The organism is Pseudomonas sp. Pseusp10 (assembly GCF_059492225.1).
The window spans coordinates 4439189-4454559 of record NZ_CP168528.1 but is presented as its reverse complement, the minus strand read 5'-3'; the positions used below and the strand labels follow the sequence as shown (position 1 = coordinate 4454559).

The following is a 15371-nucleotide window of genomic DNA, read 5'->3' as shown; positions in this document are numbered from 1 at the left end:
GTGATGCCAAAATTTCATTTCACGCACTGCGCCCCGGCCTTCGCCACCTGCGCATCCTGCTCGGCCTTGACGCCCGACACGCCGACTGCACCAATCACCTGGCCATCGACAATGATCGGCACGCCACCCTCCAGCGAGGTCAGCAACGGTGCTGACAGGAAAGCGTAGCGCCCGGCGTTTACCATGTCCTCATAACTTTTCGATTCGCGCCGCCCGAGGGCTGAGGTGCGCGCCTTTTCGGTGGCGATGTAGGCACTGGCGGGCGCGCAGCCGTCGAGGCGTTCGAGGGCCAGCGGGTGGCCGCCGTCATCGACCACCACTATGGTCACGGCCCATTGATTGGCCTGTGCTTCGGTGCGCGCGGCTTTGATGATCTGCTGGACTTCGGTCTGGCTCAGGACGGCTTTGCGGTTCATGGGCAGCTCCAGTATTCGGTTAAGGCAGGGCGGCTTCGACCAGTTCGATCCAGTGCCGCACCGGGGTTCGGCCCGCGCCGTCGAGGTGCGACTGGCAGCCGATGTTGGCCGTGACAATGACTTCGGGATGGCCGCTTTCCAGGGCGTTGAGCTTGTTGTCGCGCAGTTGTCGCGACAGTTCGGGTTGGGTGAGCGAATAGGTGCCCGCCGAACCGCAGCACAGGTGCCCGTCGGGGACGGACGTCAGGTTGAAACCGAGCTCGGTCAGCAGTGCTTCCACGGCACCGCCGAGTTTTTGCCCGTGTTGCAAGGTGCAGGGGCAATGGAAGGCCAGGCGTTGCGAGGCGTGGATGCCGAGCTTTTCCAGTGGTTCGTCGCGCAACACTTCCACCAGGTCCCGGGCCAGCGCACTGACCCTCTTGGCCTTGTCGGCATAGGCCGGGTCGCTGGCGAGCAGATGGCCGTAATCCTTGATGAAGGCGCCGCAACCGCTGGCAGTCTGCACAATCGCTTCGGCGCCTTTTTCGATGCCCGGCCACCACGCGTCGATGTTGCGTCGGGCGCGATCGAGGCCGGCGGCCTGGGCGTCCAGGTGGTAGTCCACGGCGCCGCAGCAACCGGCTTCGCGGGTCGCGATGACACTGATCCCCAACCGGTCCAGCACCCGCGCCGCCGCGGCATTGGTGTTGGGCGACAGGCTGGGCTGCACGCAACCTTCGAGCATCAGCACCTGACGCTCGCGCAAGGTCGTGGGCCGCGGCTTGGCCGGGTAGACACGGCGCGGCAACTTGCTTTGCAGGGTGCCGGGCAGCAGCGCGCGGAACACCTGACCGCTATTGATCAAGCCCTTGAACACATCGGGACGCGGCACGGTCTGACGCAACCCCTCGCGCAACAGGCGCTGACCGAGCGGGCGCGGCACCGCCGCATCGACCACCGCCCGCCCGATGTCCAGCAGGTTGTGGTAATCGACGCCCGACGGGCAGGTGGTTTCGCAGTTGCGACACGACAGGCAGCGGTCCAGGTGCTGTTGGGTCTTTTGCGTGACTTCGTTGCCTTCCAGCACTTGCTTGATCAGGTAGATGCGGCCCCGTGGCCCGTCCAGTTCATCGCCGAGCAATTGATAGGTCGGGCATGTGGCATTGCAGAACCCGCAGTGCACGCAGGTGCGCAGGATGCTTTCGGCTTCTGCGGCACGGGGCAAATGGCTGGCGCTTTCGCTCAAGGTCGTCTGCATGGTTCAAAGCTCCGCGTACAGCCGTCCGGGGTTGAAGATGCCCCGTGGATCGAGTTGTTGTTTCAGGTTGCGGTGATAACGCAGCAGCGCCGGGGGCAGCGGATGGAACGGGGTGTCGGTCAGGCCGTGGTTGAAGCAGGTGGCATGGCCGCCGACCTCGTCGACGACCTTGCGGATGAACGCCGCTTCGGCATCGGATTTCAGCCAGCGCTGGGCGCCCCCCCAGTCGACCAACTGGCGACCCGGCAGCGACAGGTTTGGTGTGTTGTGCGGCAGGGACAGGCGCCAAAGCGGCTGGTCTTCATCGAAGAAACTCAAGCGCTGCTCGTTGAGATCGTCCCACCAGCAAGCCTCCAGCCGTTCGCCACCGAGGCGCTCATGGGCCGCCGCCACCGAGCCTTCACCGCCTTCAAGCCGCAGGTGCAGGCGTTCGCCGTCATGGCAGGCGGCGCTGATCGGCAGCGGCTGCTGGCCCCATTCCGCCAGGCGCAGCAAGGCCCGTTCAGTGTCCATTTCCAGGCTGATACTCAAGGATTGCCGGGGTTTTGGCAGCACTTTAAGGGAGACTTCGGTGATCAACCCCAGGCATCCGTGACTGCCGGCCATCAGGCGCGACAGGTCGTAGCCGGCGACGTTTTTCATCACCTCGCCACCGAAGCGCAGCAGCTTGCCTTGCCCTGTGATGACCCGCGTGCCGAGTACGAAATCGCGTACCGAACCGGACCACGGGCGCCGAGGCCCGGACAGTCCGCAGGCGATCATGCCGCCGACGGTAGCGCCGTCGCCAAAGGACGGTGGCTCGCAGGGCAGCATCTGTTGCGCGGCGTCCAGCACCTGCGCCAGCTGCGACAACAACGTGCCGCAACGGGCGGTGACCACCAGTTCAGTCGGGTCGTAACTGACGATGCCCCGGTGCGAGCGGGTATCGAGAATTTCCCCGGCCGTGGTGCGGCCGAGAAAGGCTTTGCTGTTGGAACCCTGGATGCGCAACGGCGTGGCGTTTTCCAGCGCCTGATTGACCTGCTCCAGGAGCAACTGGCTGTCATCGACATCTTCAGGGCCGTGCATCAGAAACGCTCCAGCTCAGGGAAGGGCAATTGACCGCCATGTATGTGCATTGCACCGAATTCGGCGCAGCGGTGCAGGGTCGGAATGTTCTTGCCGGGGTTGAGCAGGCCGCTCGGGTCGAAGGCGGCCTTGATGGCATGGAACAGGGTCAGCTCATCGCTGTTGAACTGCGCGCACATCTGGTTGATCTTCTCGCGACCCACGCCGTGTTCACCGGTGATGCTGCCGCCGACTTTCACGCACAACTCCAGAATCTTGCCGCCCAGGGCTTCGGCGCGGTCCAGCTCTCCGGGTTGATTGGCATCGAACAGAATCAACGGATGCATGTTGCCGTCGCCGGCATGGAACACGTTGGCCACCCGCAGGCCGTATTCGTTCGAAAGCTCGGCGATGGCATGCAGCACGCCGGGCAACTCGCGACGGGGGATGGTGCCGTCCATGCAGTAGTAGTCCGGCGAGAGGCGGCCCACGGCCGGGAAGGCATTCTTGCGCCCGGCCCAGAAACGCACGCGTTCGGCTTCGTCCTTCGCCTGGCGCAACTCGATGGCGCCGGCTTGTTGCAGCACCTGGCGCACCCGGTCGCAGTCATCGCAGACGTCGGCTTCAACGCCATCGAGTTCGCACAGCAGAATGGCCTGGGCGTCCACCGGATAACCGGCGTGGATGAAGTCCTCGGCGGCGCGGATGGCCAGGTTGTCCATCATTTCCAGGCCACCGGGGATGATGCCGGCGGCGATGATGTCGCCAACGGCGCGCCCGGCTTTCTCCACGGAGTCGAACGCCGCCAACAGCACTTTGGCGGTCTGGGGTTTGGGCAGCAGTTTGACCGTGACTTCGGTAATCACCCCGAGCAGGCCTTCGGAGCCGGTGAACAGCGCCAACAGATCGAAGCCGGGGGCGTCGAGGGCGTTGGAACCCAGGCTCAAATGCTCGCCATCGACGGTGAGGATGTCGACCTTGAGTACGTTGTGCACGGTCAGGCCGTACTTCAGGCAGTGCACGCCACCGGCATTTTCCGCCACGTTGCCACCGATGGAACAGGCGATTTGCGAGGATGGATCCGGCGCGTAATACAGGCCGAACGGAGCTGCCGCCTGGGAAATCGCCAGATTGCGCACGCCAGGCTGAACCCGTGCAGTACGGGCGGCGGGGTCGATACTCAGGATGTTGTTGAAGCGCGCCATCACCAGTAGCACGCCTTTCTCCAGGGGGAGCGCACCGCCGGACAAACCGGTGCCCGCGCCTCGGGCCACCACGGGGACCTGCCGTTCATGGCAGACCCGCAGCACCCCTTGGACTTCGTCGATGTGCCGGGGCAGCACCACCAGCATCGGGGTGGTGCGATAGGCCGACAGCCCGTCGCATTCGTAGGGCTTGAGTTCTTCCTGCTGATGCAGGATTTCCAGATTCGGCAACCGGGTTTGCAGGGCGTGCAACAGCGCCTGTTTGTCGACGTCGGGCAAGGCGCCGTCAACGCGTTCATCGTAGAGAATGTTCATGGGATCACGATTCTCGCTGGAGGCCACTGACCTTCATCATTAGCCCGTCAGGCGCAGCTGTCCATGGGATCGTTGTCTGCTCGTGTGGGAGCGAGCTTGCTCCGGGCGGCGTTCCGACGATAGCGGCAGACCATTCGACATCTATGTTGAATGTCACTCCGCCTTCGCGAGCAAGCTCGCTCCCACAGTTCGATTTAATGCCCACCCACCACCATATGGCTGAACGGCGCGACATAGGCCTGCAACGTCACCAGGCCACCGACCAGAATCGCCAGCACAATCGAGTGGAAAAACACGTAGCGCAGGATTTCCCCTTCGTGGCCGTACCAGCGGGTGGCGGTGGAGGCGACCACGATCGACTGGGCGTCGACCATCTTGCCCATGACCCCACCGGAACTGTTGGCGGCGGCCATCAACACCGGGCTGATGCCCAGTTGCTCGGACGTCACCCGTTGCAGGCCACCGAACAGCACGTTGGACGCTGTGTCCGAACCGGTCAACGCCACGCCGAGCCAACCAAGCAGGGTGCCGAACATCGGGTAGAAGATGCCCGTCGCGGCGAAGGCCAGGCCCATGGTCGCATCCAGGCCCGAGTAGCGCGTGAGGAAGCCCAGTGCGAGCATCGCCGCAATGGTGATCAGCGAGTAGCGCACCACCCACAGGGTGCGCAGATACTGGCGAATCAATTGCGGGATCGAGTAGCCCATCAACAAACCGCCGACAATCGCCGCCAGCAGAATGCCGCTGCCGGTGGCGGTGAACCAGGTGAACTTGTACACCGCCTCTTCGGTTTTCGGTGCGGGCACCACGGGCGGGACTTTTTCAACCTGCAAGTGCAGGCTGGTGAAGGTCAGGACCGGCGCAAACATCGGGTTCGCCTCGCGCAGCGGTTTGCCCTGGGGATCGAGCTTGGCGGCACTGGTTTGCGGGTCGATGGCAGGGCGGGTGTCGAAAGTGTTTTTGAAGCCCTGGGTGCCCCAGATGAACACGAAGACCGTGAGGATGATCCACGGCATCCACGCCCGCATCACTGCCGGTTTCGCCTCATTGGCAAAGGTTGCAGTGGGTACAGGCTTTTCGTCGTGCTCGGCGTCGATCTTCGAGTTGTCGACCCGGCCGGTCAGGGCGGCGGAAGTGTGCACGGTGGCCGGTTTCCACACCCTGAGGAAACCGGTCAGGCAGGCCATTGAAATCAGCGCGGCGATCACGTCCACCAGCATCGGCCCGTGATAGTTGGACACCAGGAACTGCGGCACGGCAAAACTGACCCCGGCCACCAGGATCGCCGGCCAGATTTCCAGCATCTTGCGCCAGCCGGCAAAAGCCCAGATCAGCCAGAACGGCACCAGCACCGAGAAAAAAGGCAACTGCCGGCCGACCATCATCGACAGCTCCATTTCATCCAGCCCGGTGACCTTGGCCAGGGTGATGATCGGCGTGCCGAGGGCGCCGAACGCCACGGGGGCGGTGTTGGCGATCAGCGCCAGCCCTGAAGCGGCGAGCGGCGAAAACCCCAGCCCGATCAGAATCGCCCCGGTCACCGCCACCGGCGTACCGAAACCGGCCGCGCCTTCGAAAAACGCACCGAAGCAGAAGGCGATCAAGAGCAATTGCAGACGCCGGTCATCGGTGATCCGCGCCAGGGAATCCTGCAACACCTTGAACGAGCCGTTCTCGGTGGTCAGTCGGTGCAGGAAGATGATGTTCAACACAATCCAGCCAATCGGCAGCAGGCCGTTGGCCGCACCGAACAGCGCCGCGGAACCTGCCATGTTCGCCGGCATGCCGAAGGCGAAGATCGCGATCAGCAAGGCCGAGGCCAGGGCGAGCAGCGCCGCCAGGTGCGCCTTGACATGAAAAAACGCGAGGGACGCCAGCATCACCACCACCGGTACGGCGGCCATGAACGTTGAAAGCACCGGGTTACCGAACGGATCGTAGACTTGCTGCCAGACCATGTTCCACCTCTGCATTTTATTGTTGGACGCGCAGATCCCCTTGGGGGGAGGTGGTCTTGAGTATAGGTGGCATTGCGCCGCTGTCAGGGCAGGCCTCCGGTCCAGCAGGTCTACGCATTGGCGGGGGCTGAGCTAGCATTGCCGGTAGGCTCGCAATCCATAGGCGGGAGGAAAGCAGCAATGACTGAGCGCCATGAGGTTCACAAGGAAACGCTGTCGAACGGATGCCGGATTGAAGTCAGGGCCGAGATATTGAAGGACGGTTCATTGGGCATGTTCATTGGTGTCTATAGGCCGGACGGCACCGTCATCAATGAGAACCACCACCCACGGCCGCACCTGCTGGACATGGAAGCGGCGATGGATTGGGGGATTGATATTGCCAAGGGGATTGGCAACAGCCAGCGAACGTTGTGAGTGGTTCCTGCCCGAGCCCGGGTGACCGGCGGTTGCTGTCAGAATCCGAACGAACGGGCCGAGGCTTTTGCCAGTTCGACATCCAGCAGATGCTCGACCAGCACGTCATTCAAAAAACGGAACTGATCATTGAGTCCGACCACTTCGTTGCTGAAGTGATGATCGGCTGCCGGGATCAGCAACGCCTCGAACTTCTCGTCGAACAGCAGAGTCAACTCTTTACGTGACTCGAATTTCTGCGCGTAGAAATTATTGCCGAACACCGGAAAACGCACGGCGAGGGTGACAGTGTGAATCATGATGTTTGCTCCTCGCTCATGATGTACCAGGCAAACACGCCCAATGTGAACGCCGTCAGGGCCAGGCAGGTCAGTAAATGGATCAGCATGATGTTCCCCTCCGATTCGGGGTTTCGTGTTGGCTTGGGATCGATCCTACGCTGACGGCCAGCAAGCGGAAGGCAATCGCGGCGATGGTGATTATCGATGCGAGTGATGTTTTTTTTGTGCTGTTGACGCGGGCCCTTTCGCGGGCTCCGGGACACCGCCACCTATACTTAAACCGAAGGTTTCGCGTGTCGGGCATTTCGCCCGGTGCCAACTGCAGGAAGCCGCCATCTTGAATCTGCGTTCGCTGATCATTGCCGTGCTGGTAGTGTTGGCGGGGTGTGCCACGTCTGTGCGCGCGCCGGTGGAAGTGGCACCGGTCATCGTTCCTGCCAGCACTTGGCAACAAGTGGACCGGGAGATCGTCGCCGCGTCGCAATCGGCCACCGAGCAGACCCGAATCTACGCCCGCGGCGCCATGGATCACTGGCGCACACGGGTCTATGAAATGACCGAACAGAATTTCATTCCGTGGTTCAGCAACTACTGGACCCAGGAATGGCTGTCGATGAAGTTCAGCTGGTACACCATCAGCGCCAAGGGTGAGCAGGACGCAGCGGAAAAACGCCTGGCGGCGTACCTGCTCGAAGCCTATCAGGAGAAGGTCCTGGCCCCGGTGGCCGTGGAAATCGATCCCGATGCGATTCTCGGCCAGGCAGCGGCGTTCTACGTCGACATCCTCAAGGAAGATCTGCAGAAAATCTCCACCCGCCACGGGGTGCCGATGGCCCAGCTCAACGGGCGTATCCAGAAAATCCCGGCCATCGCCCTCGGCCCACCGCCGGCGCGGGACGCCTCGTTGTACCAGATCGTGCACACCGAATCGCTGAACACCTTGCCGGCCTTCGCTGCGCTGATCGACAAAGTCCATAAGGCCGGCGGCGACAAGGGGGTGGGTTCGACCGACACCGCGATGGCGCCGGTGGCCAGGCGCGCCAGCCGGCGGATGGAAGCCGAGATGGCCCCGCGCGGGGCCGCCAGCGCCGTCGCCGCAGCGGCCGGGAAACTGGCCGGTGGCTTGATTACGCTAGGGGTGGCGGGTGTTCGTGCACTCATCCAGGCCAATGACCGGCCCGACAGTGAGGCGCTGATCCGCAGTAGCCTGGGCAATACCTTCGACAAGGCCTGGATCAAACTGGTGCAGAACCCGACCAGCGGCGTCATGGCCGGCACGCTTTACATGGCGGCGCAGATCGAAGGCAGCCTGGCGGACCGCACTGCACCGCCGGTCGGTTTGAGCGCCGGCACTGTCGATTGGACGCCAGCGCAATCGACTACCCAGCAGAAGACCCCATGACCTCAGGAGAAACACTCATGTCTTACGCCGATGGTTTTATCGCTGCCGTACCCACCGCCAACCGTGAGCAATACATCAAACACGCCGTAATCGCCGCCTCGATCTTCAAGGAAAACGGTGCCTTGAGCGTGGTCGAATGCTGGGGCGAAGACGTGCCGCAAGGCAAGGTCACCTCCTTCCCGATGGCGGTGAAACTCAAGGACGGCGAAACCGTGGCTTTTGGCTGGATCATCTGGCCCGACAAGGCCACCCGTAATGCCGGGATGGACAAGATGATGCAGGACCCGCGCATGCAGCCGAACGTCAATCCGATGCCTTTCGATGGCCAGCGCATGGTGTACGGCGGGTTCGATATACTCCTCCAGGCCTGACGCCGGCTGTGGGATCACTCCGGCGTCGGGGTGATCCTGCAACTTTTGCGCTGCCGGATCTCGTCGTCCGTCGGCCGCTCGCGGATGAACTCGAAGCGCGGCTCACCTTCGCTGTAATGCACCAGCCAGCCCCATTCCAGCTTGAGTTCATCCTGACCTGGCTCGGGCGGTGTGGCCCACCATGGCTCTTTGCTGATGATCTGTCGCATGGCCCCCTCCGGTGTTTCGGGATGCTAGAACTATAACGCGCCTGCCCCACGGCGCCAGAAATGCGCTGGCCGGTACGCGAGGGTTGAGTACACTCAGGCAGTCTTCCCAGGAGGTGTCCGGCATGAACGACGAAACCCGCGAGCCGTTCAAGCGTCTGTTCTTTGCGCTGAACTGCACCCCGGCCCAGCGTCGGGACATCGCCCAGTGGCGCAGCGCGCTGCAACTGCGCAACGGACGGCCGGTGCCGGCGGAAAACTTTCACCTGACGCTGAAGTTTTTGGGGGCGGTGGGTGTGGCGCAGATCGCCGAGATCTGTACCGCTGCGGCGTCCATCCGCACCCCGGGCGAGCGCTTGACGGTGGTGCTGGATCGGCTGGACGTGTGGCGCAGGGCAGGGGCATTGGTGCTGGCACCGCAGCAGGCGCCCCCGGCATTGCTGCGATTGGTGTATGCCCTGGAACAGGCGATGTTGCCGTTCGGCCTGGAGCAAGCACCGCGAGAATACCGCCCGCACCTGACCCTGGCACGGGACTATCGGGCGCCGGTGCCAGAGTCCGCGACACCGCCCGGGTTCCTCCTGCGGGCTGACAGGTTCACCCTGTTCGAATCCCACAAGGGCCGCTATCGGGCGCTGGCCGAATGGCCTTTGATTGATCCCCAATAAAAAAGGCGCCCGAGGGCGCCAAACTTCACCTGAGCCGAGGGAGCCAGGTGAGGCCGTTCTACTGCAGGAGAGGCAGCGGTGGTAAGGCGCTGCGTGAACGGAAAACGGGGATAGGGTTATGGCCTTGAATCAACGGTGCCTTACAGGCCGCCATCGCGAGCAAGCTCGCTCCCACAATTATCTGCGGTGGAACGCAAGCCTATGAACAACGCTGCACCCTGTGGGAGCGAGCTTGCTCGCGATATCGATGTCAGATTCAGCAGATTTTTTGAGTGAATTACTGACCCAACTTCACCTTGGTCCAGCCACGGGTCATGATCCGCTGAACGGCAATCGGCTGGTCCGGTACGGCATACAACGTCGCCATCACCGCTTCCGACGGGTAGGAACCCGGATCGTTGCGGATCGCTTCATCCACCAGTGGCGTGGCCGCCGCGTTGGCGTTGCTGTAGCCGATGTTGTTGGTGATGTCGGCAATCACGTCCGGACGCATCAGGAAGTTCATGAACAGGTAGGCGTTCTCGACGTTGGCGGCATCGCGCGGGATGGCGAGCATGTCGTAGAAACTGGCGGCGCCTTCTTTCGGGATGCTGTAGTCGATCTTCACCTTGTCCCCGGCTTCCTGGGCGCGGGCCTTGGCCTGCAGCACGTCGCCGGAATAACCGACGGCCACGCAGATGTTGCCGTTGGCCAGGTCCGAGATGTATTTCGACGAATGGAAGTACGCCACGTTCGGGCGGATCTTCATGAACAGCGCCTCGGCTTCGGCGATGTGCTGTTTGTCCTGATCGTTCACCGGGTAGCCCAGGTAGTGCAGGGCGGTCGGCAGCATTTCTGTGGGCGAATCGAGGAAACTGATGCCGCAGGCCTTGAGCTTCTCGGCGTTTTCCGGTTTGAACAGCAGGTCCCAGGAGTTGGTCGGGGCGTTGGCGCCGAGCACCTCCCTGACCTTTTGCGGGTTGAAGCCGATGCCGATCGAGCCCCACATGTAAGGGATGGCGTGGGCGTTATCGGGGTCGCTCGCGGAGGCGTTCTTCAGCAGCACCGGGTTGAGGTTTTTCCAGTTCGTCAGCTTTGATTTGTCCAGTTCCTGATAGACACCGGCCTTGATCTGCTTGGCCAGGAAGCTGTTGGACGGCACGACGATGTCGTAGCCGGATTTGCCCGCCAGCAGGCGCGCCTCGAGGGTTTCGTTGCTGTCGAACACATCGTAGGTCACCTGGATGCCGGTCTCGTCTTCGAACTTCTTGACGGTGTCCGGGGCAATGTAGTCCGACCAGTTGTAGACGCGCAGAACCTTGTCATTGGCCTGGGCGCCAGTGGTGATCGCGCCCAATAAGGACAGTGTCAGCAGAGTCCTGCCAAACATTTTCATCGGTACAACTCCATTTCTTTTTTATTCAAAAACACATAGCAAACATTTGTGGCGAGAGCGCTCCTTTGTAGGAGCGAGCTTGCTCGCGAAAAACATAAGGACGGCGCGTTATTTCAGACAGCCCACGTCATCGTTTACGTCCATCGCGAGCAAGCTCGCTCCTACAGGGGGCGGCATTAGGCGGTGGCTCCCGCCATTTGCTTTTTCGGTTGCTGCCAGGATTCGCTGGCGGTCTGGTCCATGGCTTCCTGGATCGCGCGTTTACGGGTGGCTTCGGCACGGCGGCTGAAGTACCAGACCATGAAGGTCACGATCGACACCGCCAACAGAATCAGGCTGGCCACGGCGTTGATCTCGGGCTTCACGCCCAGGCGTACCGCCGAGAACACTTCCATCGGCAGGGTCGTGGACCCCGGACCGGACACGAAGCTCGCCAGCACCAGGTCATCCAGCGACAGGGCGAACGACATCATGCCGCCCGCTGCCAGTGACGGCGCGATCATTGGAATAGTGATCAGGAAAAACACCTTGAATGGCTTCGCACCCAGGTCCATGGCCGCTTCTTCGATGGACAGGTCCAGCTCGCGAAGGCGGGCGGAGACTACCACCGCAACGTAAGCGGCACAAAACGTGGTGTGGGCGATCCAGATGGTGACGATGCCACGCTCCTGCGGCCAGCCGATCAACTGCGCCATGGCCACGAACAGCAGCAACAGCGACAGACCGGTGATCACTTCAGGCATCACCAGCGGTGCGGTGACCAGGCCACCGAACAGCGTGCGGCCCTTGAAGCGCGTAACGCGGGTCAGCACGAACGCCGCCAGGGTACCCAGCGCCACCGCCGCGACGGCGGTGTAACAGGCGATTTCCAGCGAGCGCACCACTGAGCCCATCAGTTGGCTGTTGTCGAGCAAACCGGCGTACCACTTGATCGACCAGCCGCCCCACACCGTCACCAGTTTCGAGGCGTTGAACGAGTAAATCACCAGAATCAGCATCGGCAGGTAGATAAACGACAGGCCGAAAATCAGCATGAACTTTGAAAATCCGAAGCGTTTCATCCCCGTGCCTCCATCTCTTTGGCCTGGCTGCGGTTGAACAGCAGAATCGGCACAATCAGGATCAACAGCATCACCACCGCCAGGGCAGACGCCACCGGCCAGTCGCGGTTGTTGAAGAACTCTTGCCACAACACGCGGCCGATCATCAGGGTTTCCGGGCCGCCCAGCAGTTCCGGAATCACGAACTCACCCACCACCGGAATAAACACCAGCATGCAGCCGGCGATGATGCCGTTCTTGGCCAGCGGCACGGTGATTTTCCAGAAGCTGTTGAAGGTGCTCGAACCCAGGTCCGACGCCGCTTCCAGCAGGCTCTGGTCGTGCTTGACCAGGTTGGCGTACAGCGGCAGCACCATGAACGGCAGATACGCATACACCACACCGATATAAACAGCAGTGTTGGTGTTGAGGATCTCGATCGGTGCCGACGTCAGCCCGGTCCACATCAGGAACGCGTTGAGCAGACCGTTGTTGCTGAGGATGCCCATCCACGCGTAAACGCGGATCAGGATCGCGGTCCAGGTCGGCATCATGATCAGCAGCATCAGCACGTTCTGCGCTTCCTTGCTGGCCTTGGTAATGGCGTAGGCCATCGGGAAACCGATCACCAGGCACATCAGCGTGCTGAACAGCGCGACCTTCAACGAGCCGAGATAAGCCGAGAGGTACAGCTCATCCTGGCCCAGCAGGGAGTAGTTGCCGATGTTGAGCAACAGCTGGAATTTCTGCTCGGCGTAGGTGTAGATCTCCGAGTAGGGCGGAATGGCCAGGGCCGCTTCCGAGAAGCTGATCTTCATCACCAGGAAGAACGGCAACATGAAGAACAGGAACAGCCAGATGAATGGAATCCCGATGACGAACTTGCGCCCGCTGGGGACCAGTCTCAGAAATTGCTGATTGAAGGTTTTCATGCGCGCAGTACCACGCCGCTGTCGTCTTCCCACCACACGTAGACCTGATCGTCCCAGGTCGGACGCGCACCACGGCGTTCGGCGTTGGCCATGAACGACTGGACGATCTTGCCGCCAGGCAGCTCGACGTAGAACACCGAGTGGCCGCCGAGGTAGGCGATGTCATGCACCTTGCCGCTGGACCAGTTGTAGCGGTTCTCGGGCTTGACGGTGCTGACCAGCAGTTTTTCCGGGCGGATCGCGTAGGTGATCGACTTGTCCTGCACCGAGGTGCTGACGCCGTGACCGACGTAGATCTTCTGCTCCAGGTCCGGACTGTGGATGATCGCGTGACCTTCCAGGTCCTCGACAACGGTGCCGTCGAAGGCGTTCACGTTGCCGATGAATTCGCAGACCATACGGCTGACCGGTGCTTCATAGATGTCCACCGGACTGCCGATCTGGGCGATCCAGCCCAGGTGCATGATCGCGATGCGCTGGGCCATGGTCATGGCCTCTTCCTGGTCGTGGGTCACCATCACGCAGGTCACGCCCACGCGCTCGATGATCTCCACCAGCTCCAGTTGCATTTGCGAGCGCAGCTTTTTATCCAGGGCGCCCATCGGTTCATCGAGCAGCAGCAGTTTCGGACGCTTGGCCAGGGAGCGGGCCAGGGCCACGCGCTGACGCTGACCACCGGACAGTTGGTGCGGCTTGCGCTTGGCGTACTGGGTCATGTGCACCAGGCGCAGCATTTCCTGCACCCGGGCTTCGATTTCGGCGGCTGGCAAACGGTCCTGCTTGAGGCCGAAGGCGATGTTCTGTGCCACTGTCATGTGCGGGAACAGCGCGTAGGACTGGAACATCATGTTGATCGGTCGTTCGTACGGCGGCATGTCGGTGATGTCGACACCGTCGAGCAGAATCCGGCCTTCGGTCGGGCGCTCGAAACCGGCGAGCATGCGCAGCAGGGTCGATTTGCCGGAACCGGAACCCCCGAGCAGGGCGAAGATTTCACCCTGGTGGATTTCCAGGGACACATCGTCCACGGCCGTGGTTTCGTCGAATTTCTTGGTGACGCGATCGACTTTCACCAACACCTTTTTCGGTGCCTGGTGACCTTCAAGAGCCTTCCTGTAAATGCTGGAGGCGTTTGCCATGTGAAACTCCCAACAGGTTTCAGTCGCCTGGCCAACACGGCCCGGCTTAATAGTGGATTGCAAACCCGTACCGGGGACTTCGGTCAGAACGCAGACCCTGTGGGAGCGAGCTTGCTCGCGATGAGGCAGCCACATTCAACATTGATGGTGACTGTTCTACCGCTATCGCGAGCAAGCTCGCTCCCACAGGGATTTGCGTTTGCTGATCGAACTCACCCATACCGTTCGGGTTTATTCGGCGCCGCCATCCTGGCTGCCTGGTCGTACTTGTTGTTATTGCAGTGTGTTGTTTTCGCGAGCGGGGCACGCAAAAGCGCCTGCCCGCTCGCGGTGGGCAGTTAATCGTTGAATGTGGGTATCAGGTCGTCAGCTCGAGTGACGCAGCGCCGCCCGTTGTCGGCAGGCATCGCCGAACGCCTGGAAAATACTCAAATAAGGAGGGTTGTTCAGGACCTGCCATTCGGGGTGCCATTGCACGCCGAGGGCGAAGGCTTTGCTGTGCTCGACCGAGATCGCCTCGATCAGGCCATCGGGCGCGACGGCTTCGGCGCGCAGGCCGGGCGCGAGGCGGTCGATGCCCTGGCTATGAATCGAATTGACCTGGAACACCGCAGGCAGGTCCAGCGCTTCGAACACACCGCCAGGCTGTACGTTCACCGCATGGGCCGGCGCGTATTGCACGGCCAGGTCCGGATGGTTGGCCTCACGATGATCGAGCAAGCCAGGCAGTTCATGGACTTTCTGATGCAGGCTGCCACCGAACGCCACGTTCATTTCCTGGAAACCGCGGCAGATGCCGAGGACCGGAACGCCGGCAGCGATAGCCGCGCGGATCAGCGGCAGGGTGGTGCGGTCCCGTTGCGGATCGTGCTCCGTACCGGGGGCGCTGTCGGGGCCTTGATAGTGGAAGGGTTCCACGTTCGAAGGCGAGCCGGTCAGCAACAGACCGTCGAGCTGCGGCAGCAGGTCATCGATTTCGGTGAGGTCGCCTAAGGAAGGAATAACGACAGGCAGCCCCAGCGCCGCAACGCTGACAGCACGCAAGTACTTGTCACCGCTGATGTGGTAGGGGTGCAGGCCAATCTGTTTGACGCACGCAGTAACGCCGATCAATGGCTTGAGTGCCATTTTTATCACCTCGAAGTTTCACACTTGAACGAGCTTTTCCGGAGCTTAGCCTTGTTGATTTTAATTAACAACTCTCATGTAAAAAATTCTAAACGCCGCACGTCCGATCTTCAGGGTTTACGCGTGTTTGAGGGCGTATCTGGCACTCTCGTCCTTCTGAGAGGCCCGAAAATAAACGCTGAAAGGCCAGGTGTTCGCTATTGACTTCACTTTGCCTTTCGGATTGACTGGGCT

At 61.6% G+C, this 15371-nt stretch carries 16 protein-coding genes; 4 read left to right on the top strand and 12 right to left on the bottom strand.

Annotation, left to right across the window (positions count from 1 at the left end; translation table 11 throughout):
• Nucleotides 1–14: 14 nt before the first annotated feature.
• The 5 genes from ACEN8Z_RS20005 to ACEN8Z_RS19985 all read right to left on the bottom strand — a co-directional run bounded on the left by ACEN8Z_RS20005 (nt 15) and on the right by ACEN8Z_RS19985 (nt 6178).
• Complete coding sequence (locus ACEN8Z_RS20005; RefSeq protein ID WP_116264642.1) at nt 15–416, bottom strand: heme-binding protein; 402 nt, start codon at nt 414–416, stop codon at nt 15–17.
• Between the two features lie 19 nt (nt 417–435).
• Nucleotides 436–1653, bottom strand: coding sequence for a glycolate oxidase subunit GlcF (gene glcF, locus ACEN8Z_RS20000; protein ID WP_495595392.1), 1218 nt, complete (start codon nt 1651–1653; stop codon nt 436–438).
• 3 nt (nt 1654–1656) lie between these two features.
• On the bottom strand, nt 1657–2721 hold the full coding sequence (gene glcE / locus ACEN8Z_RS19995; RefSeq protein ID WP_495595391.1) for a glycolate oxidase subunit GlcE: 1065 nt from the start codon (nt 2719–2721) through the stop codon (nt 1657–1659).
• Nucleotides 2721–4220 (bottom strand): glycolate oxidase subunit GlcD, encoded by a 1500-nt coding sequence (gene glcD, locus ACEN8Z_RS19990; RefSeq protein WP_495595390.1) that lies wholly within the window; start codon nt 4218–4220, stop codon nt 2721–2723. The genes glcE and glcD overlap by 1 nt, the downstream gene beginning before the upstream one ends.
• A 194-nt stretch (nt 4221–4414) precedes the next feature.
• Nucleotides 4415–6178, bottom strand: a complete 1764-nt coding sequence (locus ACEN8Z_RS19985; protein WP_495595389.1) for an L-lactate permease — start codon at nt 6176–6178, stop codon at nt 4415–4417.
• A 180-nt stretch (nt 6179–6358) separates the two neighbouring features.
• Between ACEN8Z_RS19985 and ACEN8Z_RS19980 the strand changes: the two genes are divergently transcribed.
• Complete coding sequence (locus tag ACEN8Z_RS19980; RefSeq protein WP_495595388.1) at nt 6359–6595, top strand: hypothetical protein; 237 nt, start codon at nt 6359–6361, stop codon at nt 6593–6595.
• Nucleotides 6596–6633: 38 nt separating this feature from the next.
• Here the strand turns inward: ACEN8Z_RS19980 and ACEN8Z_RS19975 are convergent, their stop codons facing one another.
• Nucleotides 6634–6894, bottom strand: a complete 261-nt coding sequence (locus ACEN8Z_RS19975) for a hypothetical protein (RefSeq protein ID WP_007999987.1) — start codon at nt 6892–6894, stop codon at nt 6634–6636.
• A 319-nt stretch (nt 6895–7213) separates the two neighbouring features.
• On the opposite strand from ACEN8Z_RS19975, the gene ACEN8Z_RS19970 reads away from it, so the two are divergent.
• Nucleotides 7214–8278, top strand: coding sequence for a hypothetical protein (locus ACEN8Z_RS19970; protein ID WP_495595387.1), 1065 nt, complete (start codon nt 7214–7216; stop codon nt 8276–8278).
• Nucleotides 8279–8295: 17 nt separating this feature from the next.
• The gene (locus tag ACEN8Z_RS19965; protein ID WP_495595386.1) at nt 8296–8649 is read left to right on the top strand and encodes a DUF1428 domain-containing protein; all 354 of its coding nucleotides are present in this window, start codon (nt 8296–8298) and stop codon (nt 8647–8649) included.
• A gap of 14 nt (nt 8650–8663) precedes the next feature.
• Here ACEN8Z_RS19965 and ACEN8Z_RS19960 read toward each other — a convergent pair whose 3' ends face one another.
• Nucleotides 8664–8858 carry a hypothetical protein gene (locus ACEN8Z_RS19960; RefSeq protein ID WP_007999980.1) on the bottom strand — a complete coding sequence of 65 codons (195 nt, stop codon included), beginning with the start codon at nt 8856–8858 and terminating at the stop codon, nt 8664–8666.
• 122 nt (nt 8859–8980) lie between these two features.
• On the opposite strand from ACEN8Z_RS19960, the gene thpR reads away from it, so the two are divergent.
• Nucleotides 8981–9523, top strand: coding sequence for an RNA 2',3'-cyclic phosphodiesterase (gene thpR, locus ACEN8Z_RS19955; protein WP_495595385.1), 543 nt, complete (start codon nt 8981–8983; stop codon nt 9521–9523).
• Nucleotides 9524–9800: 277 nt separating this feature from the next.
• On the opposite strand, the gene ACEN8Z_RS19950 is transcribed toward thpR, so the two are convergent.
• From ACEN8Z_RS19950 to ACEN8Z_RS19930, 5 genes are all read right to left on the bottom strand, one after another.
• Nucleotides 9801–10898 carry a polyamine ABC transporter substrate-binding protein gene (locus ACEN8Z_RS19950; protein WP_108232160.1) on the bottom strand — a complete coding sequence of 366 codons (1098 nt, stop codon included), beginning with the start codon at nt 10896–10898 and terminating at the stop codon, nt 9801–9803.
• Nucleotides 10899–11074: 176 nt separating this feature from the next.
• Nucleotides 11075–11959 (bottom strand): ABC transporter permease subunit, encoded by an 885-nt coding sequence (locus ACEN8Z_RS19945; protein WP_108232161.1) that lies wholly within the window; start codon nt 11957–11959, stop codon nt 11075–11077.
• Complete coding sequence (locus tag ACEN8Z_RS19940) at nt 11956–12870, bottom strand: ABC transporter permease subunit (RefSeq protein ID WP_495595384.1); 915 nt, start codon at nt 12868–12870, stop codon at nt 11956–11958. The genes ACEN8Z_RS19945 and ACEN8Z_RS19940 overlap by 4 nt, the downstream gene beginning before the upstream one ends.
• Nucleotides 12867–14009: a polyamine ABC transporter ATP-binding protein gene (gene potA, locus ACEN8Z_RS19935; RefSeq protein WP_057396704.1), complete on the bottom strand. Its 1143-nt coding sequence runs from the start codon at nt 14007–14009 to the stop codon at nt 12867–12869. Before potA ends, ACEN8Z_RS19940 begins: the two co-directional genes overlap by 4 nt.
• Before the next feature lie 366 nt (nt 14010–14375).
• Nucleotides 14376–15137, bottom strand: a complete 762-nt coding sequence (locus ACEN8Z_RS19930) for a gamma-glutamyl-gamma-aminobutyrate hydrolase family protein (RefSeq protein WP_495595383.1) — start codon at nt 15135–15137, stop codon at nt 14376–14378.
• Between the last annotated feature and the right edge of the window lie 234 nt (nt 15138–15371).

Excerpts from the sequence above, each read along its gene's own strand:
- ACEN8Z_RS19965 (WP_495595386.1), top strand. The coding sequence starts at position 8,296 with ATGTCTTACGCCGATGGTTTTATCGCTGCCGTACCCACCGCCAACCGT.
- ACEN8Z_RS19950 (WP_108232160.1), bottom strand. The coding sequence starts at position 10,898 with ATGAAAATGTTTGGCAGGACTCTGCTGACACTGTCCTTATTGGGCGCG.
- ACEN8Z_RS19960 (WP_007999980.1), bottom strand. The coding sequence starts at position 8,858 with ATGCGACAGATCATCAGCAAAGAGCCATGGTGGGCCACACCGCCCGAG.
- glcE (WP_495595391.1), bottom strand. The coding sequence starts at position 2,721 with ATGCACGGCCCTGAAGATGTCGATGACAGCCAGTTGCTCCTGGAGCAG.
- potA (WP_057396704.1), bottom strand. The coding sequence starts at position 14,009 with ATGGCAAACGCCTCCAGCATTTACAGGAAGGCTCTTGAAGGTCACCAG.
- glcD (WP_495595390.1), bottom strand. The coding sequence starts at position 4,220 with ATGAACATTCTCTACGATGAACGCGTTGACGGCGCCTTGCCCGACGTC.
- glcF (WP_495595392.1), bottom strand. The coding sequence starts at position 1,653 with ATGCAGACGACCTTGAGCGAAAGCGCCAGCCATTTGCCCCGTGCCGCA.
- ACEN8Z_RS19930 (WP_495595383.1), bottom strand. The coding sequence starts at position 15,137 with ATGGCACTCAAGCCATTGATCGGCGTTACTGCGTGCGTCAAACAGATT.
- ACEN8Z_RS20005 (WP_116264642.1), bottom strand. The coding sequence starts at position 416 with ATGAACCGCAAAGCCGTCCTGAGCCAGACCGAAGTCCAGCAGATCATC.
- ACEN8Z_RS19940 (WP_495595384.1), bottom strand. The coding sequence starts at position 12,870 with ATGAAAACCTTCAATCAGCAATTTCTGAGACTGGTCCCCAGCGGGCGC.
- ACEN8Z_RS19985 (WP_495595389.1), bottom strand. The coding sequence starts at position 6,178 with ATGGTCTGGCAGCAAGTCTACGATCCGTTCGGTAACCCGGTGCTTTCA.
- ACEN8Z_RS19980 (WP_495595388.1), top strand. The coding sequence starts at position 6,359 with ATGACTGAGCGCCATGAGGTTCACAAGGAAACGCTGTCGAACGGATGC.
- ACEN8Z_RS19945 (WP_108232161.1), bottom strand. The coding sequence starts at position 11,959 with ATGAAACGCTTCGGATTTTCAAAGTTCATGCTGATTTTCGGCCTGTCG.
- ACEN8Z_RS19975 (WP_007999987.1), bottom strand. The coding sequence starts at position 6,894 with ATGATTCACACTGTCACCCTCGCCGTGCGTTTTCCGGTGTTCGGCAAT.
- thpR (WP_495595385.1), top strand. The coding sequence starts at position 8,981 with ATGAACGACGAAACCCGCGAGCCGTTCAAGCGTCTGTTCTTTGCGCTG.